Origin of the sequence: Caldisericum insulae, from assembly GCF_047785965.1 — a bacterium.
Classification (GTDB): Bacteria; Caldisericota; Caldisericia; order Caldisericales; family Caldisericaceae; genus Caldisericum; species Caldisericum exile_A.
On the sequence record NZ_JBLOBF010000001.1, the window covers coordinates 266,092 to 291,574 of the forward strand.

Genomic DNA, 25,483 nt, shown 5'->3' on the forward strand with positions numbered 1-25,483 from the left:
ATATTAAGAGGTGAACTATGAAGGATAAAAACTTTTATGGTGATTTGAATCCAAACGATGTGGAATCAATCTTAGCAAAAGCAACTACTGAAAAATTACCTCAGAGCATTAAACCTGAGGAGTCTCAAGAGCAAGATGCCTCTCAACAAACAAAAGCTGAAACGGATTATAACAAAAAGGCAGAAAACGGAAATGTTTCTCTTAATGAACAAAAAAAGAACAATAACCTGAATGAAACTTACTTGATGAAAACTTTCAAAAAGGGTGATATTATCACAGTAACCGTTGTTAAAGTTGAACCAAACGGAGCATATGTTAGCGCTGGTATTAAAGAAGATGTTTTTATTCCGCTTAGAGGACTTACAAATAAACAAGTAAATTCTGCTTCAGAGATTGTTAACGTTGGAGATAAGATCAATGTGATGGTTCTACGTAATGGTCCAAATTTAATCCTCTCTAAAAAGCTTGCTGATAATGTAAAGAAGTATGAAGATCTAAAGCAGAAAATGGAGAATGAGGAAAAAGTAAAAGCTAAAGTTGAAAAGGTTATAAAGGGAGGCCTTCTCCTTGATATTGATGGAGTTCCGGCATTTTTGCCGCAGTCTCAAGTGGGACTAAAGAAAGGGGAAACTCTCGATTCACTTGTTGGAAAAGAAATTGATGTTTATCTTCTTGAAGTTGAGCCGAAAGTTAAAAGAGTTATCGCTTCAAGACTAAAGGTTTTACAAGAGGAAAAAGAACAACTTAAGAAACAAACACTTGTAAATCTCAAAAAAGGTGAAATCTATGAAGGTGTTGTAAAAGCTATCCAAGACTTTGGAGTGTTTGTAGATATTGGAAATGGCGTTGAAGGACTTATTAGAATTAATGAATTGACCTGGGGCAGGAGAAAGGATCCGCACGAAGTAGTAAAAGTAGGTGAGAAAATTAGAGTTAAAGTTTTATCCGTGAACCTTGACAATGAGAAAGTTTCGCTAAGTTTAAGACAAACTAAACCTCATCCATGGGAGGTAGTTGAAGATAAATATCCAATTGGAAGTATTGTCGAGGGAACAGTTCTTCGTATCCATCCTTTTGGGGTTGTTCTTGAACTTGACGAAGGTATTACAGGCCTCATTCATATTTCGCAGTTGGATATAAAGAGAGTAGATAAGATCGAAAATTTCGTTAAAATTGGTGATAAATTACAGGCAAAGGTTATGTCTATTGATAAAGAAAACAGAAAAATGAAACTTAGTAGAAAGGCACTGTTTGAAAATGAACAAGGAGAAAATACGAATCAGTAAAGAAGAAATAAAACAATATCTTCCTCATAGAGACCCTTTCTTGTTTGTAGATGAAATTACAGAAGTAGTTCCTGGGATTAATGCAGTGGGTTTAAAAAAATTTAGCGGTAATGAGAATTTTTTTGAAGGACATTTCCCAAATTTACCTATCCTTCCTGGTGTTATTCTTGTTGAAATGTGTGCTCAAGTTTCTGCTTTTATACTTTTGACTGTTGATAAATTTAAAAGCGCTTTTGGTTTTCTTGTAGGTATTGATGATTTTAAATTTATAAAAAAAGTAAATCCTGGAGATACTGTGAAAGTTGTTGCAAATATGCTTAATGTAAAATTCGGCATTGCCAAAAGCTATGTAGAAGCATTTGTTGACGATAATCTTGTTGCTAAAGGAATAATTGCGGTAAAAATTATTAAAGAATAGGAGGAAAAAATGGAGGAAAAAGAAATTAGAGAAAAGGTCAATAAAGTAATTGTTGAAAAATTGGGTGTGGATAAAGAGAAAATAACAAATGATTCAAGATACGTTGAGGATCTTGGTGCTGATTCACTTGCACTTGTAGACATAGCAATGGCGCTTGAAGATGAATTTGGAATGAAGATTCTCGATGAAGATATCGAAAAAATAACAACAGTTGGAAGTACTATTCAATATATTAAGGAACACATAAAATGACTAAATGTTTACACTAGCTAAAATTTTAGAGGGCTGCCAAGCCCTCTTTTTATTCTTTCACTTTCTCCAAAACAAATTTTACGGTCTCTTCAAAGTCCAGCGTAAATCGTTCCCCAGAGCTTCGAACTTTCACTTCAAACTTACCTTCTTTCTTTAATGCACGACCTACTATTATTTGTAAAGGAATTCCTATTAAGTCTGCATCATTAAACTTTTCCCCCGCGCTTAAGTCTTCTCTATCATCCAAAAGCACGTCTATCCCTTCTTTAACAAAACGTTCGTGTAATTTATTGCTTGAACTATTTATTTCTTCATCGTTTAAGTTTATCGGTACAATTTCCACTTTAAAAGGTGCGATGTTTATAGGCCAAATTATTCCTTTATCATCGTGAAACTTTTCGACAATTGCTTGTAAAGTTCTTCCAACCCCAATTCCGTAACAACCCATGATGAAATATCTTTCTTTGCCATCTGCATCAAGAAAAGTCGCATTCATTTTTTCGGAATATTTCGTACCTAACTTAAAGGTGTGTCCTAATTCAATTCCATTAAATTTTTTAAAAGGTGTGCCACACTTTGGGCAGAGATCTCCCTCTTTTACAGTCCGTATATCCTCTACATAGTTAGAATTAAAATCTCTTCCGATATTTACGTTTTTAAAATGAAATCCATCTTCATTAGCACCACAGACAAAGTTTTTCATTTTCAAAATACGTTTGTCTACTACAACCTCAATTGGTGAATTAATAGGGCCAATTGCACCTATATGTGCTTTAAAAATATTAAAAACTTCATCCTCACTTGCTAGCTCCAAAGTTTTTGCACTAAAAAAATTCTTGAGTTTAACTTCGTTTAATTCGTCATCTCCTTTTACAATTGCAAGAAAGTATTTCCCGTCAATTTTGTAAACAAGAGATTTCACTAATTTGCTCTTTGGTAGATTTAGAAAATTTGAAACTTCCTCAATTGTTCTGTTGTCAAAAGTTTCTATTTTTTTAAGAGGTAATTCAGTTTCTACTTCATTAGGGTCTGTATCCAAGGATTTTGCAGCCTCTGTATTTGCAGCATAGCCGCATTTAGGACACATTACGAACTCACTTTCTCCACCCAAATCAGATATTACAACAAATTCATGAGAAACTTTCCCTCCAATTGCACCCGAATCAGCCTCTATAGGTATTACATCAAGGTGACATCTTTCAAATATATTAATATATGCATCATACATTTTTTTATAGCTTATTTCAAGATTTTCTTCTGAGGTATCAAAGGAATATGCATCTTTCATTAAAAATTCTCTTGCTCTCATTAGGCCAAAGCGAGGTCTTATTTCATCACGATACTTAGTTTGAATTTGGTAAAATATTTTCGGTAGGTCTTTATAAGAGCGTAGTTCTCTTCTTGCAAGATCAACAACTGCCTCTTCGTGGGTAGGTCCAAGGCAAAAAAATCTTCCCTTTCTATCCTTTACTTTAAACATTTCATCTCCATAAATGTCCCATCTACCTGTTTCATCCCATAGTTCCTTAGGCATAATTGCCGGAAAAAGAAGTTCAAGTGCCCCTGCTTTGTTCATTTCTTCCCTTATTATCTTTTCAACATTTTTTAAAGCAATTAAACCAAAGGGTAAGTATGAGTATACGCCCGCCGCCATTTTTCTTATTAGACCTGCTTTTATCATTAATTTATGGCTTTCTATCTCCGCATCCTGCGGATCTTCACGTAAAGTTGGAAGAAAAAAGTCTTTTATCTTCATAAATTAACTCCTTTCTCTAATTTACATATCATATTATATGGATCTTGCATATTCTTTAAAATAGTGTAAAATTTACACAGTATGATAGAAATATCACAGAAATTAGTAAACGCTCTTAAAGAAAGAAACTTAACTCTTTCAACTGCCGAATCCATAACGGGCGGTCTTGTAGCTAAATTAATTACCGATATCCCAGGGAGCTCCAAAGTTTACTTAGGTGGTATTGTTGCTTACTCTCCTAAAGCAAAGATTGAAATTTTAAAAATTGATAGAGAAATAGTGGAAATGTTAGGAACAGTTGATCCTTTAGTTGCTGAACTTATGTCTACAAATGTTAGAAATCTATTTAAAGCAGATATTGGGCTTTCAACAACAGGTATTGCTGGACCAGATCCTATTGAAGGAAAACCTGTTGGACTTTCTTATGTGGGAATTTCAGTAAACAACAAAAACTTTGTCTTTGAAAACAAATTTCAAGGTGATCGTATTATAATAAGGGAGAATGTAGCAGAGTTTTTGCTTAAAAAATTACTAGAAATTTTAGAAGGAGGTTGATAGCTATGAGAATTGGAGTTTTGACTGGTGGTGGTGATTGTCCTGGATTGAACCCAGCAATAAGAGGTGTAGTTTATAGAGCCGCTGACTTTGGCGATGAAGTTATTGGATTCGAAGAAGGCTGGAAAGGGCTTATTGAGGACAAAAAAAGACCTTTATCCATCAAAGATGTTGAAGAAATCATAAATTATGGGGGCACAATTCTTTTTACTTCGAGGACAAATCCTTTTAAGGAAGAAAAAGGGCCCGAAAAGGTTATTGAAACATTACAGAAAAATAATATAGATGCACTCATAGCAATTGGAGGAGACGATACATTATCAGTTGCGCTTAAACTCCATAAACTTGGTGTAAAGGTAGTTGGTGTCCCGAAAACAATGGATAATGATTTGTCACAAACTGACTATACTTTTGGATTTTTCACCTCGGTAGAAGTTGCAGTGGATGCTCTTAATAGGCTGAGAGATACTGCCAAATCCCATAAGCGTATTATAGTTCTTGAAGTGATGGGAAGAGAAGCAGGTTGGGTTGCACTTTACACAGGTATTGCTGGTGCAGCAGACTGGATCTTAATCCCTGAAGAGAAACCTGACTACGATAAGATGTGTGAGCATCTTAAGAAGAAGTATGAAGAAAAGGGATATGCGCTTGTAGTTGTGTCTGAAGGAATTGAAGTTCCTACCGAAACTATAACCGAAGTTGATGAATTTGGTCATGAATTACTTCAGAAGAGGGGCGTTCATGAATATGTTGCTGATTTAATATCCAAGAAACTCGGTATTTCTACTCGCAGCGCAATTATCGGACATATACAAAGAGGTGGTCCTCCAACAGTCTTTGACCGTATTCTTGCAACAAGAGTTGGAGTAAAAGCAGTTGAGATGGTACATGAGGGTGATTTCGGAAAGATGGCCGCAGTTTCTGGTAATAAAGTGATATCTGTTCCGCTTGAAGATGCAGCTGGCAAGCCAAAACTTGTAGACGAAGAATGGCTTAATTTTATGAAAGTCTTTGAAAAATGAAAAGAATAGCCGTTCTTACCTCCGGGGGCGATGCCCCCGGTATGAATGCAGCAATAAGAAGTGTTGTTCGAGTTGGTTTTTCAAGGAAGATTGAAGTAATTGGTGTATTTGAAGGATACAGAGGTTTAACCCAAAAAAGTTTTAAGAATCTCCTTCCTCGCGATGTGAGTGGACTCCTTGAAGAGGGAGGAACTTTTCTTTTATCTTCAAGAACAGAAGAATTTAAGGAAGATAAAATTCAGGAGCTTGCGATCAAGAATATGAAGGAGGAAGGAATTGAAGGTCTTATCGTAATTGGTGGTAATGGTTCACAGTCGGGAAGTCTTGCTCTCTTTAAAAAAGGTTTTCCCGTAGTTGGAGTTGCATCAACAATCGATAACGATCTATGGGGAACAGATTATACCATTGGTTTTGATACTGCCGTAAATACCGCAATTGAAGCAATCGACAAAATTAGGGATACTGCTACATCCCATTCAAGAACTTTTATTGTAGAAGTAATGGGTAGGGATAGAGGTTTTATTGCGCTTGAAGCAGGTCTTGCAAGTGGTGCAGATATTGTCCTTATTCCTGAAAGAAAATTTGATATTGATAAAATTATTGAGAATATAAAAGCTGGCCTTAAAAAGAAGAAGAAACATCATATGATAATAACTGCTGAAGGTGCAATCCATGCGCAGGATCTCCAATCTGAAATAAAGGGAAGACTTCCTGATCTTGATGTGAAGTATTCTGTTCTTGGTTATATTCAAAGAGGAGGTGCACCAACAAGGTTTGATAGAATAATAGCAACGATGTTCGGCGCAGAGGCCGTTGAATTGCTAATAAAAGGAACTCCTGGGTTTGTAGTTGGGATAAAAGATAACCATATCGTACATATTCCCATTGAAGATGCAGTAAAAAAATTTAAAGAGATCAACTATAAGTTATACGACATTATTGAGGAAGTGTCTGTGTAATGAAAAGGATATTTACATCTATCCGATTTCAGTTAATCTTTGTTCTTGTTGTCTTTATAATATTTACCTTTTTTACGATTTCTTCGAGTATTTCGCAGTATCTTGAGCAAAATGAAATTGAAAGCGAGACCAAGAGACTCACTATTATAAGTAGGCAGATTGAGGAACGCTTCGAAAAGATGTATACTGCAGAATCACTTCTAAGAGGATACGATAATATTACCGCAAAAGAACGCAACTTATATATTAATGTTTTCTTGAAGCCAGCTTTTGAGAATTATTTTTCAATGATATCATCAGCGTATTCTGATGTCGAAGTAGGTTATTATATTCCCATTTTCAATAATCCAATAAGTGTTCATTCATCAAAAGGAAATCTAATTAAAAAGGTCGTTGTAATGGTTGCAATACCAGAGAAATATGGTGGTGGGTATATTTTTTCTGCAGTTCCTCAATCTAATGTAAAGGATAACATAAGAAATATTATTTATTCAATTAATCGTATAATATTCTACCTTGCTCTAATTACAATGATAATTGTTCTTATTATTACCTCTTTCTTTAGTCTTCGCATACTTCAAATTCGTAAAGGCCTTAAAAATCTCGAAAGAAACCTTGATTTTAGATTTCCTAATTATGGGGGAGAAATTGGCGATATTGCAGCTTCAATAAACAGTATGGCTGAAAATCTTAAGAGAAATCTTGAAGAAATGCAAAAAGCAGAGGCATTAAAATCACTTGGTTTGTTTACAGCTGGTATTGTACATGAAGTAAGGAATCCATTAACTTCTATAAAAGGCTTTGCAACAATTCTTTCACAAAAACTTCAGGGCAAAGACGAAGAAAGATTTGTTCGTCCAATTCTCACTGAGACTGAAAGACTTGGACGAATCGTTGATGATCTTTTAAAATATGGAAGACCCTCTCCATTATCACTTGTAAAATTCAATTTAAAGCCTTTCTTCAACCATATTTTAGAGCTTGCAAAACAATACGATTCTAAAAAGAAAATTAAATTTGAGTTAAAATGCCAAGATCTAACAATAGTTGCGGACGAAAGAAAACTTGAAGAACTTTTCCTAAACCTCGTTATTAATGCAGTTCAAGCGATTGACAAAGAAGATGGTTTGATTGAAATAGAGTGTATTGATGAAGGAAGAAGCATAAGAATAACTGTTCAAGATAATGGTTCAGGAATGGACGAAGATACCATTAAAAATATTTTTGTTCCGTTCTATACAACTAAAGAACATGGTACAGGTTTAGGTCTTGCAATAGTTCATCGAATTGTTGAAGAGCATAACGGGAAGATTCTTGTAGAAAGTAAAGTAGGTTTAGGAACAAAATTTACAATCATATTGCCAAAGAGGGATCTAAAGTGAAGATCAAAAAATACAAAATTCTTGTCGCTGATGACGAAGAAAATATAAGAATGCTTTTAAGTGAGACCTTAAAGGATGAAAGTTATGAGGTTGTCGAAGTTAATAACGGGAAGGATGCTATTGAACAAGTTAAAAAGAATGATTTTGATTGCGTCTTATTAGATGTTCGTATGCCAATTTTGGATGGGATGGAAGCCTTTCTCAAGATAAGAGAAATTAGGAATAACCTGCCGGTTATTTTTTTGACTGCTTATGGAAGCTCTGATCTTGCCATTAAAGCAATGAAAAAAGGAGCATACGACTATCTTACAAAACCTTTCGATATTGAAGAATTAAAAATAAAAGTTAAAAAAGCAATTGAACTTAAAGAGCTCACAGAAAATGCTCCAAGTTTTGAAAAAGGAGAAAATCGATATGAAGCAGATGAAATTATTGGAAACTCACCTAAAATGCAGGAAGTTTTTAAAGAAATAGGAAAGGTAGCGGAATCTGATGCAACCGTCTTAATAAGAGGTGAGAGTGGTACCGGAAAAGAACTTGTGGCAAAAGCAATTCACCATCACAGCACAAGGAAGAACAAGCCGTTTGTCGTAGTTAATTGCGCAGCGATTCCTGAAAGTCTCCTTGAATCAGAATTATTCGGTCATGAAAAAGGTGCTTTCACAGATGCATATACAAAAAGAATCGGTAAATTTGAGCAAGCTAACGAAGGTACAATTTTCTTGGATGAAATAGGAGACATGAGTTTGAATCTCCAAGCAAAGCTTCTTCGGGTTCTCCAAGAAAAGACTTTCAACCGTGTCGGTGGTAATGAGACGATTATAACTACTGCAAGAGTTCTTGCTGCAACAAACAGGAATCTTGAGAAATTAGTTGAATCTGGAGAATTTAGAGAAGATTTATTTTATAGATTGAATGTTGTCACAATTTGGCTTCCTCCTCTTAGAGAAAGAAAAGAAGATATTCCATTACTTGTTAATTATTTTGTTAGTAAGTATTCTGAAAAATATAAGAAAAATGTTAGAGGAGTTTCAAAAGAAGTCCTTGAACTTTTCATGGATTACAATTGGCCAGGTAATGTAAGAGAGCTAGAAAACGCAATTGCAAGGGGAGTTATAGTAACTTCTGCCCCTTTAATTTTATTAGAAGATTTACCTCAGACATTGCAAAATAAAATAAAGAGTGAAGAATACAACAAAACAGAAGTTGAAGAAGAAAACTTAAACTTACCAAAACTGATAGAAAAGATTGAAAAAGAGGCTATTATTAAGGCTCTTGAAAAAGCTCAAGGCAATAAGACAAAGGCAGCGCAAATTTTGGGTATTTCACGAAAGTCTTTATTTAATAAACTGCGATACTACAATTTAATGCAGGAAGGAGAAGAAAATGGAAAATTTGAAGATAATTGATGAATTCAAGGAGGAAGTAATATCTTTAAGAAGAGAAATCCATATGTATCCTGAAACGGCATTTGAAGAATATAGAACTTCTGATCTTGTTTACAATTACCTTTCTAAACTCGGACTTGAAGTCAAAAAAGGTATAAATAAGACAGGAGTTGTCGCTGAGTTAAAAGTTAACAATGCAAAGGGAACAGTTCTTTTGAGAGCTGATATGGATGCATTGCCAATTCAAGAAGAAAATGAAGTGCCATATAAATCAAGAAAAGATGGAAAAATGCATGCATGTGGACATGATGCGCATACTGCAATGCTTCTTGTAGCATCTAAGGTTTTAACTCAAATGAAAGAAGATGTGAATTTTAACGTGAAATTTGTTTTTCAACCATCTGAAGAAAGAGATCCTGGTGGAGCAATTGGAATGATTGAAGAAGGAATACTTGAAAATCCTCATGTAGATTTTGTTTTTGGATTGCATGTTGCAGGTTTCTATAAAGCAAACACAATACATATTAGAGAGGGCGTAATGATGGCTGAGGCTGATAGTTTCAAAATCAAAATAAAGGGATCAGGTGGACATGGAGCATACCCTCATAAAGCAGTTGATCCAATCCTAATTGCTTCTCATATTGTAATTGCTCTCCAAGCTATCATTTCGAGGGAAATTGATCCTCTTGAGCCTGCAGTATTGTCTTTTGGGAAAATTTCTTCTGGTGACGTTTTTAACGTTATTCCAGAAACAGCAGAACTTGAAGGAACTGTCAGAACTTTAAAAGATGAAGTATCTAAATTTATCAAAGATAGAATAGAACAAAACTCGTCTCAAATAGCTCAAGCATTCAGAGGAAATGCAACCTTAGAATACAATTTTGGATATCCTCCATTGATTAACCATAAAATTGCAGTGGATTTTATTAGAGATATTGCAAGAGAAGTTGTAGGCTATGATAAAATTTTTGAGGCTCCAGTATCTATGGGTGGCGAAGATATGGCTTATTTTCTAAGAGAGAGATCGGGTGCTTTTTACTGGCTTGGTGCATTGAATGAAGAGAAGGGAATAATTTTTCCAAATCATTCTCCAAAATTTGATATTGACGAGGACATTCTTCCCACAGGTGTAAAAATGCATGTTGCAACAGTTCTAAACTTGGGAAAGCTTTATAAATAAAAACCGATCGATTTAAAAAATACTTTGAGGAATTTCATCTTATTATATTTTTAGTATTTTTCTTTCGACATTTCAACATTTTATAAAATAGTACTTGACAAATTTACAACCAGTTTATAATTTTATTGAGGAGTTGTGAGATGATTTGTGAGATTTTAAATTTTTTTATTGGAGTTTTCTGAAAATTATTTCATTCTTCTGTTTTCAAAAAAATCTAAGAGTAATTACACTTTTTCTGCGTTACTAAGAACATTAACTATTATTTTAGTTTTTGTTTTTGTTGATTACAATTCTTTCTCAAGTGCAAATAAGGAAACAAAAACTAATAATAAGGGGAAGAGAATTGGGGCAAAGTGCAAATGAGCAAAAGGAACAATCAACGATTACAGCAAAAATCATTCCAATTTGAAAAAATGAACTTTGGGGCTTTGTAACAAAAATAAGAACGTAGTACTACAAGCATCTTACGACAATGTCTTACCTTTTTCAGAAGGACTTGCAGCAGTTGATAAGATCTATAATGGAGATTTTTGATAAAGTGGGAAACTTGATTATCCCTATGCAATTTAATTCGTTTATTCATTAACAAGGTTTAGCTCTGGTTAGTTGGAGTGAAAGTTGGGTTTTCATTGAAAAGCGCGGAAAGAAATGCTTTTGATAAAATTTTTGACGATGCTCAACCTTTTAAAGATGGTTATGCTGTTGTGGAATTCGGCAAATACCCAGATACTTGATATGGATTTATAAATAAAACTGGAAACTTATTAATTCCTACTAACTTTAAGTGGGGCAAACCCATTTTTTGACGGAATTGCCAATGTTCAAACAGAAAACAGTTGGACGTTTATAAAGACTAAATGCGAAAAATAATTTGGAAGAGTATTTAATTCAGAGAACAAAATTAGTAGTGGGCTTGCTGCAGTTATTGTTAACGGAAATTGGAGTTATATTAATGCAAACGGTAATATAGAAATTTCTCCACACTATGACACTACAAATTATTCAGCGAAGATATTACAGCTGTTTTGCTTAATGGAAAACATGGCTATGCTGATAAAAAAGGAAACTTTGTAATTCGAAATATATTTGATTTTGCTAATGATTTTAGGAGGGTATTGCGCTTATCCTATTATATAATGATTGGGTATATATGGACAAAAAAGAAACACAATTTTAGCAAAGAATATTTGTTTATAATAATAATACATTTTTAAAATATGTTTTTTGCATTTTTTATATTTAAGCAATAGTGCAATATTGCTTAAATATAAAAAACATCATTCAATTCTCATTTAATGAAGGTTATTTATTCGTTTGTAGCAATTTTATGATTTTATTTTGGGATTATAAGTCGATTTACTATAGTAAATATAACTGATTATAATGATTTCAGCTTAAATAAAACTTGATTTTTTTCATTAAATCCTTAAAATATAATGATACAATTACACACCATCCGGATTTTCGGAAAGTGCAGCAATTCTTCTGCCTCCGAGAAGATGAAGGATGGGAGGAAAAACTATATTAGGAGGTTAAATTATGAGTGTAGTATCAATGAAGGAACTACTGGAAGCAGGTGTCCATTTTGGACATCAAACTAAGAGATGGGATCCCAGAATGAAAGAATATATTTTTACAGAAAGAAATGGGATCCATATTTTTGACCTTAGGCTTACCGTAAAAAAAATCGAAGAAGCCTATAAATTTGTAGTAGACATTACAAGACAGGGTGGAAAAATCATTTTTGTTGGAACAAAAAAGGCCGCTCAGGACATTGTTAAAGAAGAAGCAGAAAGGTGTGGAATGCCTTATGTCAATGAACGTTGGGTAGGAGGACTTTTAACCAATTTTCAAACTGTAAGAAAAAGTATTAATAGATTAAAAGAACTTGAAAAACTCGAGACAGAGGGCTATTTTGACACCATTTCTGTGAAGGAAAGAGTAAAACTTGAAAGAGAGCTAGCGAAACTGAGAAAGCTTTACGCCGGTTTAAAGGACATGGTTACATTGCCATGGGCTATTTTTGTAACCGATACTCATAAAGAGAGAAGTGCAATATTAGAAGCAAGAAAAATCAAAATTCCAATTATCGGTATATGTGATACAAACTCCAATCCTGAGGAAATAGATTATCCTATTCCTGGAAATGACGATGCTATTCGCTCTCTTAGGCTTATCACTTCGATAATTGCAAATGCAGTTATTGAGGGAAGAGAAGGAAAAATTGAAAGAGAAGAAACACAAGAGGAAGTTACTGAAGAAGAACTCCTTACTAAGGAGTTTGATTTTGAAGAATATGAAGATTACAAAAAATAATAGAAAAGAGGTGATTTTATATGGGTTTAGATTTAATTAAAGAATTACGTGCAAGAACAGGCGCAGGTATTTCAGACTGTAAAAAAGCTTTAGAAGAAGCAAATGGCGATATTGAGAAGGCAATAGATATTTTAAGAGAAAAGGGAATTGCAAAAGCAGTTAAGAAAGCCGGCCGTGTAACAAACGAAGGCGTCGTTGCTGCATATATACACCCTGGAAGTCAGCTTGGAGTATTAGTTGAAGTAAATTGTGAAACGGACTTTGTTGCAAGAACTGACGAATTTAAAAAATTAGCAGATGAAATAGCTCTTCAAATTGCAGCCTCTTCACCTGATTATATTTCTCGTGAAGACGTACCTGCCGAAGTAATTGAAAAGGAAAAGGAAATTTATAGAAAGCAGCTAGAGGAAGAAGGAAAACCTGCAAATGTTATAGAAAGAATCATAGAGGGAAAAATTGAGACTTTTTATAAGGAACGTTGCCTGCTTGAGCAGCCATATCTAAGAGACGAAAATCTAACAATTGAACAATTAATTAAAGAACATATTTCAAAGTTTGGTGAAAATATAACTGTAAGAAGGTTTGCTCGTTTCAAGGTAGGTGAATAAATTTGCCACAGTATAGAAGAATTATTCTAAAATTGAGTGGCGAGGCTTTGGCAGATGTAGATGGCGTAGGTATTAGTAAAAACACATTGGAAGAACTTGCCGAACAAGTTGCGTACTTACATAATCAAGGAATAGAAATAGGTATTGTAATTGGTGGCGGAAATATTCTAAGGGGTGCTGAGGCTGAAAAATTAGGAATAGATCGAGCAACTGGCGATTATATGGGAATGCTTGCAACAATTATTAATGCACTTGCTCTTCAAAATGCATTATTGCAAAGAGAACTTGATGCAAGGGTGATGTCGAGCTTTACTATACCAGAAGTTGCAGAACCTTATATTCTTGCAAAAGCGCTTTCTCACTTTTCCAAAAGAAGAGTAATTATTTTTGGGGGAGGTACAGGACTCCCCTTTTTTAGCACGGATACCACTGCAGCACTTCGAGCTCTTGAATTAAAAGCAGATGCAATTTTCAAAGCAACTAAAGTAGATGCGGTTTACTCAGATGATCCAATAAAAAATATGAACGCTGTAAAATACGAAACAATAACTTACACCGAATTTCTTTTAAAGAATCTAAAAGTAATGGACGCAACTGCTGTATCTCTGTGCAGGGATTTTAAACTGCCGATAGTTATTTTTAGTATAAAAGGTAAAGATACACTGGTAAAAGCGGTAATTGAAGGAAAAGTAGGAACTGTAATAAAGGAGGGATAGAGAATGAATGCAGAATTAGAGAAGAAAATCTTGAGCGAAGCAGAAGAAAAAATGAAAAAGGCAATAGAAGTAATGGAACGCGAGTTTGCAAAAATTATGGCAACACGTGTTACTCCAGAAATTCTTGATCCTGTAAAAGTTGAGGCTTATGGGACTTTGATGCCGTTAAAACAGGTTGCAACAGTTGTTGCACCTAAACCAAGACTCTTGGTTATTGAACCATGGGATAAATCACTTTTAAAGGAAATTGAACGAGCTATACTTAAGGCAAATTTGGGAGTAACTCCTCAGAGTGACGGGACAACAATTACCCTTCCTTTTCCTAAGCTTACAGAAGAAGAAAGGCAGAAATTTGTAGTGCAAGTCAAAAAACTTGCAGAAGAATTTCGTGAGGAAATAAGAGCAATTAGACGTGATGAAATTGAAAAAGTAAAAACTATGGAAAAGAATAAAGAAATTTCAGAGGATGATAAATTTAGACTCCAAGAAAAGGTACAACAACTTACCGAAAAATATATTGATATAATTGATGAAAGACTCGAAAAGAAAGAAAAAGAAATATTGGAGGTTTAATGGATAAAATCTCTTCCGTTCCCAAACATGTTGCAATAATCATGGATGGGAACGGAAGGTGGGCTGTTGAAAAAGGTTTAAAAAGAATAGAAGGACACAGAGCAGGCGTAAAGGTAGTAAAAGAAATAGTTGAGGCATCAGTAGAAGTAGGTGTTAAGTATTTAACTTTATATGCTTTTTCTACCGAAAATTGGAAAAGGAGTACTGAAGAGGTTTCTTTTTTGCTTAATCTATTTGTTGATGCAATTCAGAACTATATACCTGAATTAAAAGAAAACTCTATAAAACTAAATTTCATTGGCGATTTTTCTCCACTTCCTATGCCATTAAGGAAAACAATGGAATATGCAATTAAAGAAACTGAATCAGGTTCGAAATTGGTCTTGACAATAGCAATTAACTACGGCGGAAGACATGAGATAGTTGAAGCATGTAAGAAAATTTGTAAAAGTGGAGAAGATATTAATGAGACAAATTTTTTGAAATACCTTTACACTTTTAATCTACCTGATCCTGATTTATTAATAAGAACGAGTGGTGAAATGAGAATAAGTAATTTTCTTCTTTTCCAAATAGCATATACTGAACTATACTTCACAAAAACACTTTGGCCTGATTTTACAAAAGAAGAATTTTTTAAAATACTTGAAGACTTTAGTAAAAGAGAGAGAAGGTTTGGTGGTGTCTAAAAGAATTGTTATATTCGGTTCTACTGGTACCTTAGGTAGAAAGTCTTTTGATTTAGCTTTAAAACTTGGATTTAAAATTGTCGGTCTTACTGCTTTTAAGAATTTGGAGGGAATAAATAAGCAAGTAGAAATTGCAAAGCCATCCTTCATCGCATTAGATGGACAGTTCATCCATAATTTTGAATCCGCTAATACTAAAGTTTGCGCTCTTGAGAATGTTCATGAATGTCTACTAGAAGTAAAACCTGATCTTGTGCTTTTTCTTGCCTCTGGCATTTCTTCTGCACAGTCTATTAAGGTTTGCATTGATAATGGAATCAGAATAGGGATAGCAAATAAAGAGAGTATAATTTCATTTGGTGAAATACTTTTTGAGAACAGAGAATATGGTGACAATGTAATTCCGATTGACTCAGAAGCTTCAGCAGTTTTCCAAATTCTAAAAGGTGAAGAGAAGGAATCAATAGAAAAAATTATTATTACTGCATCAGGAGGTCCTTTTTTTGGCTATAAAAGAGAAACTCTTCAAAGAGTTAATTTGGATGATGTTCTTAAGCATCCAAATTGGCAAATGGGAAAAAAAATTACAGTAGATTCAGCAAACCTTGTAAATAAAGCGTTTGAAATAATTGAGACTCATTTTTTATTTAATGTTCCGTATTCAATAATCGAGGCCCTAGTCCAGCGAGAAAGCGTGATCCACGCAATGGTAGAATTTGTTGATGGTGAAATTAAAGGGCTTTTAAGTAAGCCAGATATGTTATTGCCTATTCAGTATGCATTAACATATCCTCAAAGAGTGGAATTTAACTTGCAAAGGCTTGATTTAGCATCATTGGGAAAACTTACATTCTATGAAATCGATAGAGAAACTTTTCCACTTTTTGACGTGATATTAAACTATGCAATGCTTGGAGGAACATATTTACCTTCTATTGTTGCAATTGACGAAGTTTTGGTTGAGAAATTCATAAATGGCGAAATTAAATTCCTTGATATTGAGAGACTGTTTATAGAATTTCTTAGCAAAGTTGAATACCAAAAGATTGGCTCATTGGAGGAAGCCAAGTTTGTTTATAATGAGATAAAAAACAAAGTAATTGAATTTGTGAGGAGAAAAATATGAGCGGAATTATCTATGCAATCTATGGAGTTTTAGTAATAAGTTTTCTTGCGCTTGCACATGAATTTGGGCATTTTATAGTGGCGAGAATTTCAAAAATTCCTGTGGAAGAATTTGCAATAGGTTTTGGTCCTTCAATTTATGAGCGAAAGTCTAAAGGCCCAAATGGCATGAATTTTAAAATTGGTCTTTTTCCTATTTTAGGTTATGTAAAAATAAAAGGGATGGAAGATAATTATGATGACCCTGAAGGCTTTTATAATAAGGGATTCATTGCAAAGTTCTTTACAATTCTTGCTGGACCTCTTATGAATTTAGTTGTCGCAATTCTTATTTTTGGTATTGTAATTAGTGTGTTTGGTTTACCGACTACTACAATTTCAACAGTAGTTACTGGTAGTCCTGCCGAAATTGCAGGGTTGAAAAGTGGCGATACTATACTTAGAGTAAATAATATAGACATAAAAACATGGAATGAATTAGTTAGTGCTATACAAAGCAATAAAGGAAATCCAGCTATGATTGAAGTTGAAAGAGGAACCGAAATAGTTCATGTTAAAGTAGTGCCACAGTATGATTCTGTACGTGGTAAATGGATGATAGGAATTTCTCCCAAGTGGGAAATATATCCGTTAGGTCAATCATTCATTGAGGGTGTAAAATTGACTTTTTCAACCCTATTTCAAATGTTTACTTTTCTTCCGGAACTCTTTACAAGAGTAGGTGTTTCATCTGTAACTGGACCTATCGGAATTATTGCAATGACAGGAGAAGCGGCAAGCGCTGGGTTTTTAAATCTTCTTTTCTTTGTTGCCTATATAAGTATTGCTCTTGCATTCACCAATTTGCTACCAATACCTCCACTTGATGGAAGTTGGCTTGTAATAATCCTAGTTGAAGGCATTACTCGTAGAAAAGTTTCAAAAGAACTTACAGCAAAGATACAAAGTATTGCACTGATATTCATGCTGTTTTTGATGTTTATTGTAAGTATAAATGATATAATGAAGTTAATTGGCAAATGAGAAAGATAAAAAAAGAAATTCGCATTGGCGATTTTGTAATTGGAGGCAATAATCCAATACGTGTTCAGTCAATGACAAAAACTGACACAAGAGATGTTGAGTCGACTGTTAATCAAATTCTAATGCTTGAGGATTATGGCTGCGAAATTATACGTGTTGCTGTTAGAGATCTTGAGGCAGCCTCTAAAATTAAAGATATAAAAAAGTCAATTCATATCCCTCTTGTCGCTGATGTACATTTTGATCCCCGAATTGCAATCGAAGCAATATTGAATGGTGCAGATAAAATAAGATTGAACCCTTCAAACATTAACGATAAAGAATGGATCAAAAAAATAGCATTACTCTGCAAAGAAAGAGGAATTCCAATAAGAGTAGGAGCTAATCTCGGCTCTTTTAAAGAAAAACCAAAAAATTTAGAAGAAGCTTTGGTTGAAAGCGTAAAAAAAGAAGTACAAATACTCAATTCGGTAGGTTTTGAAAATATAGTTATTTCTGCAAAGACCTCAGATGTACTTCTTACTATTAAAGTAAACAAAATGCTAAGTGAAATCTTTGAGTATCCGATTCATATAGGAATAACAGAAGCGGGACCTTTAAGAGATTCGCTTATAAAAAGTGGTATAGGGCTAGGAATACTCTTAAATGAGGGTATCGGAGATACTTTAAGAGTTTCAATTACTGGCGATCCTGTTGAAGAAGTTATTGCAGGATACAATATTTTGAAGGCTCTCGGTCTAAGAAAACATGGACTTGAAATAATTTCTTGTCCTACATGTGGCAGGGCCGAAGTTGATATTGAAAAAATAGTGAATAAATTAAATGTTGATTTTGCAAAAGTTAATAAAAGTATTAAAGTTGCAGTTATGGGGTGCGTTGTTAATGGACCCGGGGAGGCAAAAGATGCAGATGTTGGAGTTGCCTGCGGAAAAAATTCGGGTGTTTTATTTAAAAAAGGAAAAATAGTTAGGATATTAGATGGAAATGAAATATATGATGTGCTTAAAAAAGAGATTGAATCAGTTATAAATAATAACTAAATCTTTCTTGAAATCTTTGAAAAAAATTTCTCTGAATAATTTGTAAATTCTCCAAGTTTTGATCTTATTGAATTTTCAATAAATTGCTTTTCTTGGTCACCTATAACTGCCTCAAAGTGCGCTAGTTTAAGAATAAGAGGATAACCTTTTCCTCTATTAATTTCAGTAAAAAGAATCTTATTTAGTTTATCAAAAAGATTTTTATTCTCATAAACAAAGTCCGGAATTTCAACTCTTATTACTTCGTACTCAGTTTTTATGAAGTAAAAATAGATTTTATTCATGTAATAAGAGAGTAGTTTTTCTGTTGATGAAAACACAGATGTTCTTTGGTTTTTTTTCAAGATATAGTTAATTAGATCAGAATCATTCAAATTTAGTAACAATCGATAGTCAAGACTTATACCCTTTCCTTTAAGATATAGTATTAATGACTTAATAACTTCTTTGGACCTTGTTCCACTTATATAGCCTGCTATTGGCTTTTTTAGGTTGACTGAGGTAGTAATTGGGCTTTCAAAAATTTTTATTGCAGTTTGTGCATTGATTTTTTGAGTTCTTTTTAATCCCCAGAGAATTAGTGAGCCATCAAAAAGAGTAATGTCAGGATTATATTTGCTTATGTTTTCAGAGAGAAATTCAGCTTCTTTCAAAAGCATTTTAAGATTTATATCTTGTTCCGACAATAATTCACCATTTAGATCGTATATATCATTTTCATTGAAAAAAATTTCTGCTTTATTTTTTACTTCATGCACTGGAGATTTGCCAATTTTTTCAAAAACTGAAGCAACGTTTATTACATAAAACGGAAAGGGCAGTCTTTCTTCTATTGTAATTCTTGATCCATCGGAAGCAAGTATTGAATAATCCTTAACAAAGTTCTCGACAAAGTTACTTACTGAAAATTTTTCTTCAAATTTTGCGTAATTATGTTCGGGAGGAGACGAAATTGTATCGAAAAAAGAAGGGTCAATATTAAATACTTCTTTACATAAGGTATTCATTATTTGGCTTTTTTCAATATCTTTTTTGACGAAATAGTCTTCGATTTTTTTAATCTGTTCAAAAAAGTTTTTATCAAAATTCATAAATAAATTATACATTTATTTCAAAAAGAGTCAAAAATTGATATAATCGTTAAGTATGAAAGATTTGCTTTTTCTTATAATTGCCCTAGCCTTGGTAGGAATTTTTGTTCAATTGAGATTCAGTATTGCTGTTTCAATTTTTCTTATTGCAATCATAACATCTTTTTTCAAAGATTTGAATATAATTAGAATCTTTCAGTTGATGCTACAAACATTATCTCACTTAGATACTATCAATATGATACTTGTAATAATTATAGTGACTTATCTTGGTGAGCTTTTGAAAACTTCAGGACTTCTTTCAGATATCACAGAAGACTTCAAAAAAATACTTTCACCTAAAGCCTTCCTTCCTATCTTTTCTCTTGTGGTTGGGTTGCTACCAATGCCAGGAGGTGCACTCGTTTCTGCTCCAATGGTTGATGAAGGGGCAATGGATGTAGAAATTAATTCAGATGAGAAAGCATTATTAAACTTTTGGTTTAGACATGTTTGGGAACCTATTTCACCTCTTTATCCAGAGTTTCTATTAGGTGTTTCTATTCTTGGAACAACAATTTTCAAAATTATTTCTATTCAGTGGCCTATTTCCGTAGGAATGTTTTTTTCGGGAATTATCTTCATAGTTCCTTTTATTAAAAATGGAAAAAAACAAAAAAATCGGACAGATTTATATACTGCGTTTGACATTCTGAAAAATTTATCTCCCATTATTTTGATTTTTGCATTTCTCATGATTTTTAAAAAATATCCTAGTTTTGTTTCAATGTTATTTGGTTTAGTATATCTAATAATTTTGAGAAAAGTGCCATTCAAAACACTAAAGCTGTCTTTCAAGTATAAGAAAATTTTAGAGTACACGTTCCTTATATATGCGATTTTCTTTCTCAGAGAGATTGTAACATCAACAAATTTTGCTCAAAGTATATTTATTGAACTTCAATCACTTAAAACTCCTACATATTTGATTCTGTTTATTCTTCCATTCTCAATCGGCTTTCTTGCGGGAATTTCTTCTGCTTCCATTGGTATTGCATATCCGCTTCTTATGCCACTTTTGAAGGTTGGTAATTCTCTTATTCCATCAAACATACTTATTGCATATTTTGGTGTCTGGACTGCCCTATTATTTACTCCAATGCATCTTTGTCTTTCACTTAGTGTCGATTATTTCAAAACTGAATTTAAAAGAGTTTATAGGTTGATGTTAAAACCATTTCTATTTTTACTCACTATAACGCTCTCTTGGGCGTTATTCCTAAAATTTAAACCTTGATTTTTTTAGCAAAATTTGATATCATTTATATGCATTTGGAGAGGTGACCGAGTGGCTTAAGGTGCACGCCTGGAGAGCGTGTGCGGGTCAAAAGCCTGCCGTGGGTTCAAATCCCACCCTCTCCGCCATTTTGGAGGTAAAATGTTTCTTCTATCAAGGGAATTCTCTTTTGATGCAGCACATAGAGTTATTGATTATCATGGTAAGTGCGAAAATATGCACGGTCACACTTATCACCTTGTTGTCACTATCACTGGTGATCTTAAAGATGATGGGATGGTTCTGGACTTTTTTATTTTAAAACAAATTGTCCAAGACAAGGTTATTTCTATCCTTGATCACAAATACTTAAACGAAATGTTTGAAAATCCAACAACAGAGCTAGTCGCACAATGGATTTTTAATACCTTAGATAATGCTTTTAGGGAATTCGGTTGCTCTGTATTTGAGATTATACTTTACGAAGGAGATAATAACAGGGTGGTTGTAAGATGAAAGATGTGCAAAGCGAGAGAGATGAAAGAAATATATTTATTGAAAAAGTAGGTGTTTCTTCAATAAGATACCCAATACGTATTATGGATAAGCAAAACGGTTTCCAAAATACAGTTGCATTAATTGATATTTACGTAGATCTTCCTTCGGAGTATAGAGGTACACATATGAGTCGATTTGTAGAAGTCCTTAACCGCCATAGAAACAATATGTCGCTTTCAAATTTAGAAAGAATACTTGATGATATTAAACAAGAATTGAAAGCAAAAGTTGCACATATTATTTTAAAATTTCCTTACTTCGTTCTTAAAAAAGCGCCAATAACTAAAGAAGAAAGTTATATGGATTATGAATGTGCATTTATAGCCTCTAAAGACGAAAAATTCGATTTTATTCTCGAAGTAAATGTTCCAGTTCATCTTTTGTGTCCTTGTTCTAAGGAAATAGCGGATTTTGGAGCACACAATCAGCGTGCAAATATAAAAGTTAGAACAAAAATGGATAAACTTGTATGGATTGAAGAAATTGTCGAGATGGTTGAAAATTCTGCAAGCGCACCACTTTATGCTTTACTTAAACGTCCAGATGAAAAATACATAACTGAGAAAGCATATATGAATCCAATGTTTGTAGAAGACATTGTAAGAGAAGTCTCAATTTTATTAAATCAAGATGATAGAATTACTTATTATGAAGTTGAAGCTATAAGCTATGAAAGTATACACAATCACAATGCTTATGCATATCTACATAGAGACAAGAAAAATTATAAGGATTGATAGGATTGTTATGCTTACAAACCAAACATAAGCAAGATTCATAAAAACACTCTCGGGAAAGAGTCTTATAAGGAGAGTAGAGGGATCTAAAAGCCAAAAACTGTTCCTGAAAAGTATTTTATGAAAAATTATAAACGCTGAGTCAAAATTAGTTAAACTGAAAGTAAGAATTAAAGCAACAATCGCTAAAGCGATAAAAGATGCTTGCTTCATGATTAATTTATCTACTTGTTTCTTAAATATCAAAATGCCCATAATTGATAGTATAAAAACAAAAAGTGCAAAACATATCAGAGTTTTAACATCCTTCATATGAATTTTTTCTATGTAGGACAATTCCTGCATTTCTAAAAATGGTTTGTTATTGAAAAAGTACCACACAATTTGCGAAACTTTATTTAAGTAATCTTTTTTCTCGATATTGTTGTAGTCTTTTAAATCTAATTTATCGTAAAGATAGGAAAAAATTAAATGATTTAGAAGAAGTATTGTAAATAAAGGTAGAAGTATTAATATAAAAACTATAAGAATTATAAGAATTTTTTTAATCATGATATTATCTCTCTTAATAGCATTACGGCTCCACTTTTACTTAGAGGATTATTTTCATTGCCACACTTTGGCGAATAAATACAAGAAGGACAACCATCTTTGCAGGGACAAGAAGTAATGCTTTTCAAAGCAGTTTCAATAAGTTCATCAAGTCTTTCAAATGCCTTTTCTGTTATGCCAACTCCTCCCTCAATTCCGTCGTATAAGAAAATCGTTGTTTGATTTGTATCAGGATGCATTGGGTGGGAAACACCGCCTATATCGTTTCTATTACATTGTACAATAAGAGGTAATATACCAACCATTGCATGTTCTGCTGCATGAATTGCACCTAAAAAATCGTCAATCTTCTTTATTTTCTCTGTAATATTGTTGTCAATCGTTATCCAAAGTGCTTTTGTTTTGAAATCGATTTTCGGTAATTCTAAGGGTAGGGTTTCTATTTTTCTGTCTGTGAAAAATTGTTTTTTTACAAATCCTCTTATAACTTCTTCTACTGTAACTTCACCAAAGTATGCTTTAACCTTGAACACATTTTTTTCTTTTAATATATTGTCTATCAAGATAGTTTCTATCGCAAGAGAATCAGTATAATAATCAGTCATTTCTTTTTTGAGATAAATTTCTTTATTTTCAAGATCCATCTTCTTTACCAAGTAAGTTTCACCTAAGTGAAGATAAACTGCACCCAAAAATGCTTCTTCAAGTGCTCGATTTTTTGATATTCTTTCAAGGATAGTGTTCTTTTCTAAATCAATCAACTTTATGTTTTCTTCTCCAGAACTTCTTAAATTCACCTGAGGTGCAGGCGATTTTCTACCATTGAAAAAGTGCTTATCACCTTTTTTTAAAATTAAATTTTCTTTCTGTAAATCGCTTATAGTTTCTTTTAATGTATTTCCAAAATATTCGCTGTCTACATCAATTTGGATGGGAAGTTCATAAGCTGCACACAAGATATGTGGTTTTAGGATATAAGGATTATTTAAATCAATATTTAAACTCTCAAATTTTCCACGAAAAAGATAATCCGGATCTTTTGTAAAGTATTGGTCTAAGGGATTACTACTTGTCAAGAAGAAAGTAGTTGACTCATGAGTTCTCCCCGATCTTCCTGATTGCTGGAATAGGCTTGCAATTGTGCCAGGATATCCAACAATTACAGTTGAATCTAGCTCCCCAATATCAATTCCAAGCTCGAGTGCGTTTGTTGCAACAATACATTTAATTTCTCCACTTTTTATTTTTTTTTCAATCGATCTTCTAAGTTCTTTAGAATAACCTGCTCTGTAAGAAGAAATTAGGAAAGACTCACCCAGCCTTTCCTGGAGAAGTTTAGTTAATATTTCAACACCTTGACGGGATTTTACGAAAACAATTACTGTCTGGTTAGTTTTTAATAATATTTCAATCAGATTTGTTGCCTCTTGTATAATATTTTTTCTCAAATTCATAGCTTCATTCACAATAGGTGGATTGTAAATTATGAATAGTTTTTTGAATGGTGAATTGATAGGACCTTTAACCAATTCAAATCTTTCTCCTACTAATTTATATGCGAACTCAAGTGGATTCTCAAGAGTTGCGGAAGATAAGATGAATTGTGGGTAGCTTCCGTAGTAAGATAAAATTCTTCTAAGCCTTCGTAGAACCATTGAAATATGTGAGCCAAGAACTCCTGAATAATAATGAGCTTCATCAATTACTACAAACTTTAGATTACTTAAAAAACGACTCCACAAGATATGGTTGGGAAGCATTCCTACATGAAGTATATCTGGATTTGAAATAATAATTCTTCCGAATTTTCTAAGATAGTGTCTTTCTTCGGCTGGTGTATCCCCATCATATGTATAAGCAGTAATTTGTGTGAATTCTACGAGTTTTTCTAACTGGTCTTGTGCTAAAGCTTTAGTGGGATATAGATATAAGGCAGAGGCATTTCTGTCTTTGCTCAATTTATTAATTATTGGAATATTAAAAGCTAGGGTTTTTCCTGACGCAGTTGAAGAAGTAATAATTAAATTCAAACCCTTGTTCAGCAGATCAAATGTTTCAAGTTGATGCTTGTATAAACCAAAAATGCCCTTATTCTTTAATTTTTCTTTTAGGTCTTTATGCAACTCATCTGGGAAGTCAAAAACTTCATAATTTTGACCTTCAATTTCAAATAGCTTAACAATTTGTCCTTTGTAAGTTTCAGACGACCTTATTTCTCTTATCAAATGCTCAAGCACTTTTTATTTTAACTTTTTATTCATCAATATTTTATAAAGTTCAATAAATGTTTTACAATCAAGACTTGCTCCACCTACGAGTCCTCCGTCAATTTCTTCAACAGATGCAAGACTGTTGAAGTTATCAGATTTTATGCTTCCACCATAAAGAATAGAAATTTCGGAAGAACTGTCTCCGAATTTCTCGTGAAGTAATTCTTTTATAAATTGATGGACTTCTTTTGCCTGTTCAGGAGTTGCATTTATCCCTGTTCCTATTGCCCACACAGGCTCATATGCAATTACAAAGTTGGTTGTATTAACACCGTTTAGACCTTTAACTATCTGTTCTCTTATAACTTCTTTTGTTTTGTTTTCGTTTCTCTCATCTAATGTTTCGCCAACACAAAGGACAGGCATTATTCCATGTCCCATCGCTGACAAGACTTTCTTGTTTATTAGACTGTTATCTTCATTGAATATATGACGTCTCTCTGAGTGTCCAATAAGAACATACTTAACTCCAATTTCATTAAGCATTAGTGGTGAAATCTCGCCAGTAAATGCTCCTTTTTCTTCATGGTACATGTTTTGCGCTCCTACACTTACGGGTAAAGATCTCACAGACTTAGCAAAACTTTCTAACGCTGTAAATGGAGGAAATATTCCAATTTTAACTTCTTCTGCATAATCCTTAAAATTTTTTAAACAATCTGCATATTCTAAAGATTCCTTTATTGTCTTATGCATTTTCCAGTTCGCAAAAAGAAAGTATTTTTTCATTTT

The 25,483-nt window shown here is 33.3% G+C and carries 27 protein-coding genes and 1 tRNA gene; 23 read left to right on the plus strand and 5 right to left on the minus strand.

Annotation, left to right across the window (positions count from 1 at the left end):
• Positions 1–17 precede the first annotated feature (17 nt).
• From ACMV0E_RS01355 to acpP, 3 genes are read left to right on the plus strand one after another with little or no spacing between them, the layout of a single operon-like run.
• Complete coding sequence (locus ACMV0E_RS01355) at positions 18–1,286, plus strand: 30S ribosomal protein S1 (RefSeq protein ID WP_416084574.1); 1,269 nt, start codon at positions 18–20, stop codon at positions 1,284–1,286.
• Positions 1,258–1,704 (plus strand): 3-hydroxyacyl-ACP dehydratase FabZ, encoded by a 447-nt coding sequence (fabZ, locus tag ACMV0E_RS01360; protein ID WP_416084575.1) that lies wholly within the window; start codon positions 1,258–1,260, stop codon positions 1,702–1,704. Before ACMV0E_RS01355 ends, fabZ begins: the two co-directional genes overlap by 29 nt.
• A 9-nt stretch (positions 1,705–1,713) precedes the next feature.
• The gene (gene acpP, locus ACMV0E_RS01365) at positions 1,714–1,956 is read left to right on the plus strand and encodes an acyl carrier protein (protein WP_416084576.1); all 243 of its coding nucleotides are present in this window, start codon (positions 1,714–1,716) and stop codon (positions 1,954–1,956) included.
• 49 nt (positions 1,957–2,005) lie between these two features.
• Here acpP and ACMV0E_RS01370 read toward each other — a convergent pair whose 3' ends face one another.
• The gene (locus tag ACMV0E_RS01370) at positions 2,006–3,712 is read right to left on the minus strand and encodes a proline--tRNA ligase (protein WP_416084577.1); all 1,707 of its coding nucleotides are present in this window, start codon (positions 3,710–3,712) and stop codon (positions 2,006–2,008) included.
• An 81-nt stretch (positions 3,713–3,793) separates the two neighbouring features.
• Between ACMV0E_RS01370 and ACMV0E_RS01375 the strand changes: the two genes are divergently transcribed.
• From ACMV0E_RS01375 to ispG, 16 genes are all read left to right on the plus strand, one after another.
• The gene (locus ACMV0E_RS01375) at positions 3,794–4,267 is read left to right on the plus strand and encodes a CinA family protein (RefSeq protein ID WP_416084578.1); all 474 of its coding nucleotides are present in this window, start codon (positions 3,794–3,796) and stop codon (positions 4,265–4,267) included.
• A 5-nt stretch (positions 4,268–4,272) separates the two neighbouring features.
• Entirely contained in the window at positions 4,273–5,289 is a 1,017-nt protein-coding gene (locus ACMV0E_RS01380) for a 6-phosphofructokinase (protein ID WP_416084579.1), read from the plus strand.
• On the plus strand, positions 5,286–6,248 hold the full coding sequence (gene pfkA / locus ACMV0E_RS01385; RefSeq protein ID WP_416084580.1) for a 6-phosphofructokinase: 963 nt from the start codon (positions 5,286–5,288) through the stop codon (positions 6,246–6,248). Before ACMV0E_RS01380 ends, pfkA begins: the two co-directional genes overlap by 4 nt.
• On the plus strand, positions 6,248–7,630 hold the full coding sequence (locus ACMV0E_RS01390) for an ATP-binding protein (RefSeq protein WP_416084581.1): 1,383 nt from the start codon (positions 6,248–6,250) through the stop codon (positions 7,628–7,630). Before pfkA ends, ACMV0E_RS01390 begins: the two co-directional genes overlap by 1 nt.
• Positions 7,627–9,039: a sigma-54-dependent transcriptional regulator gene (locus tag ACMV0E_RS01395; protein WP_416084582.1), complete on the plus strand. Its 1,413-nt coding sequence runs from the start codon at positions 7,627–7,629 to the stop codon at positions 9,037–9,039. The genes ACMV0E_RS01390 and ACMV0E_RS01395 overlap by 4 nt, the downstream gene beginning before the upstream one ends.
• A complete protein-coding gene (locus ACMV0E_RS01400) occupies positions 9,017–10,198 on the plus strand; it encodes a M20 metallopeptidase family protein (RefSeq protein ID WP_416084583.1) in 1,182 nt (393 codons plus the stop codon). Before ACMV0E_RS01395 ends, ACMV0E_RS01400 begins: the two co-directional genes overlap by 23 nt.
• Before the next feature lie 420 nt (positions 10,199–10,618).
• Positions 10,619–10,732 carry a WG repeat-containing protein gene (locus ACMV0E_RS01405; protein ID WP_416084584.1) on the plus strand — a complete coding sequence of 38 codons (114 nt, stop codon included), beginning with the start codon at positions 10,619–10,621 and terminating at the stop codon, positions 10,730–10,732.
• Positions 10,733–10,809: 77 nt separating this feature from the next.
• Entirely contained in the window at positions 10,810–10,932 is a 123-nt protein-coding gene (locus ACMV0E_RS01410; RefSeq protein ID WP_416084585.1) for a hypothetical protein, read from the plus strand.
• An 805-nt stretch (positions 10,933–11,737) separates the two neighbouring features.
• On the plus strand, positions 11,738–12,514 hold the full coding sequence (gene rpsB / locus ACMV0E_RS01420) for a 30S ribosomal protein S2 (RefSeq protein WP_416084587.1): 777 nt from the start codon (positions 11,738–11,740) through the stop codon (positions 12,512–12,514).
• 20 nt (positions 12,515–12,534) lie between these two features.
• Positions 12,535–13,122 carry a translation elongation factor Ts gene (tsf, locus tag ACMV0E_RS01425; protein WP_416084588.1) on the plus strand — a complete coding sequence of 196 codons (588 nt, stop codon included), beginning with the start codon at positions 12,535–12,537 and terminating at the stop codon, positions 13,120–13,122.
• A 2-nt stretch (positions 13,123–13,124) separates the two neighbouring features.
• Entirely contained in the window at positions 13,125–13,838 is a 714-nt protein-coding gene (gene pyrH, locus ACMV0E_RS01430; protein WP_416084589.1) for a UMP kinase, read from the plus strand.
• A 3-nt stretch (positions 13,839–13,841) separates the two neighbouring features.
• Positions 13,842–14,411: a ribosome recycling factor gene (frr, locus tag ACMV0E_RS01435; RefSeq protein ID WP_416084590.1), complete on the plus strand. Its 570-nt coding sequence runs from the start codon at positions 13,842–13,844 to the stop codon at positions 14,409–14,411.
• Positions 14,411–15,100: an undecaprenyl pyrophosphate synthase gene (gene uppS / locus ACMV0E_RS01440; RefSeq protein WP_416084591.1), complete on the plus strand. Its 690-nt coding sequence runs from the start codon at positions 14,411–14,413 to the stop codon at positions 15,098–15,100. Before frr ends, uppS begins: the two co-directional genes overlap by 1 nt.
• Positions 15,093–16,226, plus strand: a complete 1,134-nt coding sequence (locus ACMV0E_RS01445) for a 1-deoxy-D-xylulose-5-phosphate reductoisomerase (protein ID WP_416084592.1) — start codon at positions 15,093–15,095, stop codon at positions 16,224–16,226. The genes uppS and ACMV0E_RS01445 overlap by 8 nt, the downstream gene beginning before the upstream one ends.
• The gene (gene rseP / locus ACMV0E_RS01450) at positions 16,223–17,248 is read left to right on the plus strand and encodes an RIP metalloprotease RseP (RefSeq protein WP_416084593.1); all 1,026 of its coding nucleotides are present in this window, start codon (positions 16,223–16,225) and stop codon (positions 17,246–17,248) included. The genes ACMV0E_RS01445 and rseP overlap by 4 nt, the downstream gene beginning before the upstream one ends.
• The gene (gene ispG, locus ACMV0E_RS01455) at positions 17,245–18,288 is read left to right on the plus strand and encodes a flavodoxin-dependent (E)-4-hydroxy-3-methylbut-2-enyl-diphosphate synthase (protein WP_416084594.1); all 1,044 of its coding nucleotides are present in this window, start codon (positions 17,245–17,247) and stop codon (positions 18,286–18,288) included. Before rseP ends, ispG begins: the two co-directional genes overlap by 4 nt.
• Here the strand turns inward: ispG and ACMV0E_RS01460 are convergent.
• Positions 18,285–19,379, minus strand: coding sequence for a DNA double-strand break repair nuclease NurA (locus tag ACMV0E_RS01460; protein WP_416084595.1), 1,095 nt, complete (start codon positions 19,377–19,379; stop codon positions 18,285–18,287). The two genes, ispG and ACMV0E_RS01460, sit on opposite strands and share 4 nt — an antisense overlap.
• A 55-nt stretch (positions 19,380–19,434) precedes the next feature.
• Between ACMV0E_RS01460 and ACMV0E_RS01465 the strand changes: the two genes are divergently transcribed.
• The 4 genes from ACMV0E_RS01465 to folE2 all read left to right on the plus strand — a co-directional run bounded on the left by ACMV0E_RS01465 (position 19,435) and on the right by folE2 (position 21,929).
• Positions 19,435–20,655, plus strand: a complete 1,221-nt coding sequence (locus ACMV0E_RS01465; RefSeq protein WP_416084596.1) for a DUF401 family protein — start codon at positions 19,435–19,437, stop codon at positions 20,653–20,655.
• 37 nt (positions 20,656–20,692) lie between these two features.
• Positions 20,693–20,783, plus strand: a tRNA-Ser gene (locus tag ACMV0E_RS01470).
• A 13-nt stretch (positions 20,784–20,796) separates the two neighbouring features.
• Positions 20,797–21,150, plus strand: a complete 354-nt coding sequence (queD, locus tag ACMV0E_RS01475) for a 6-carboxytetrahydropterin synthase QueD (RefSeq protein WP_416084597.1) — start codon at positions 20,797–20,799, stop codon at positions 21,148–21,150.
• Positions 21,147–21,929 carry a GTP cyclohydrolase FolE2 gene (gene folE2, locus ACMV0E_RS01480; RefSeq protein WP_416084598.1) on the plus strand — a complete coding sequence of 261 codons (783 nt, stop codon included), beginning with the start codon at positions 21,147–21,149 and terminating at the stop codon, positions 21,927–21,929. Before queD ends, folE2 begins: the two co-directional genes overlap by 4 nt.
• Here folE2 and ACMV0E_RS01485 read toward each other — a convergent pair.
• The 3 genes from ACMV0E_RS01485 to tpiA are packed head-to-tail and all read right to left on the minus strand — an operon-like array spanning position 21,897 to position 25,480.
• The gene (locus ACMV0E_RS01485; RefSeq protein WP_416084599.1) at positions 21,897–22,481 is read right to left on the minus strand and encodes a lipoprotein intramolecular transacylase Lit; all 585 of its coding nucleotides are present in this window, start codon (positions 22,479–22,481) and stop codon (positions 21,897–21,899) included. The two genes, folE2 and ACMV0E_RS01485, sit on opposite strands and share 33 nt — an antisense overlap.
• Positions 22,478–24,718, minus strand: a complete 2,241-nt coding sequence (locus ACMV0E_RS01490) for a DEAD/DEAH box helicase (protein WP_416084600.1) — start codon at positions 24,716–24,718, stop codon at positions 22,478–22,480. Before ACMV0E_RS01490 ends, ACMV0E_RS01485 begins: the two co-directional genes overlap by 4 nt.
• 3 nt (positions 24,719–24,721) lie before the next feature.
• Positions 24,722–25,480 (minus strand): triose-phosphate isomerase, encoded by a 759-nt coding sequence (gene tpiA, locus ACMV0E_RS01495; protein WP_416084601.1) that lies wholly within the window; start codon positions 25,478–25,480, stop codon positions 24,722–24,724.
• Positions 25,481–25,483 lie beyond the last annotated feature (3 nt).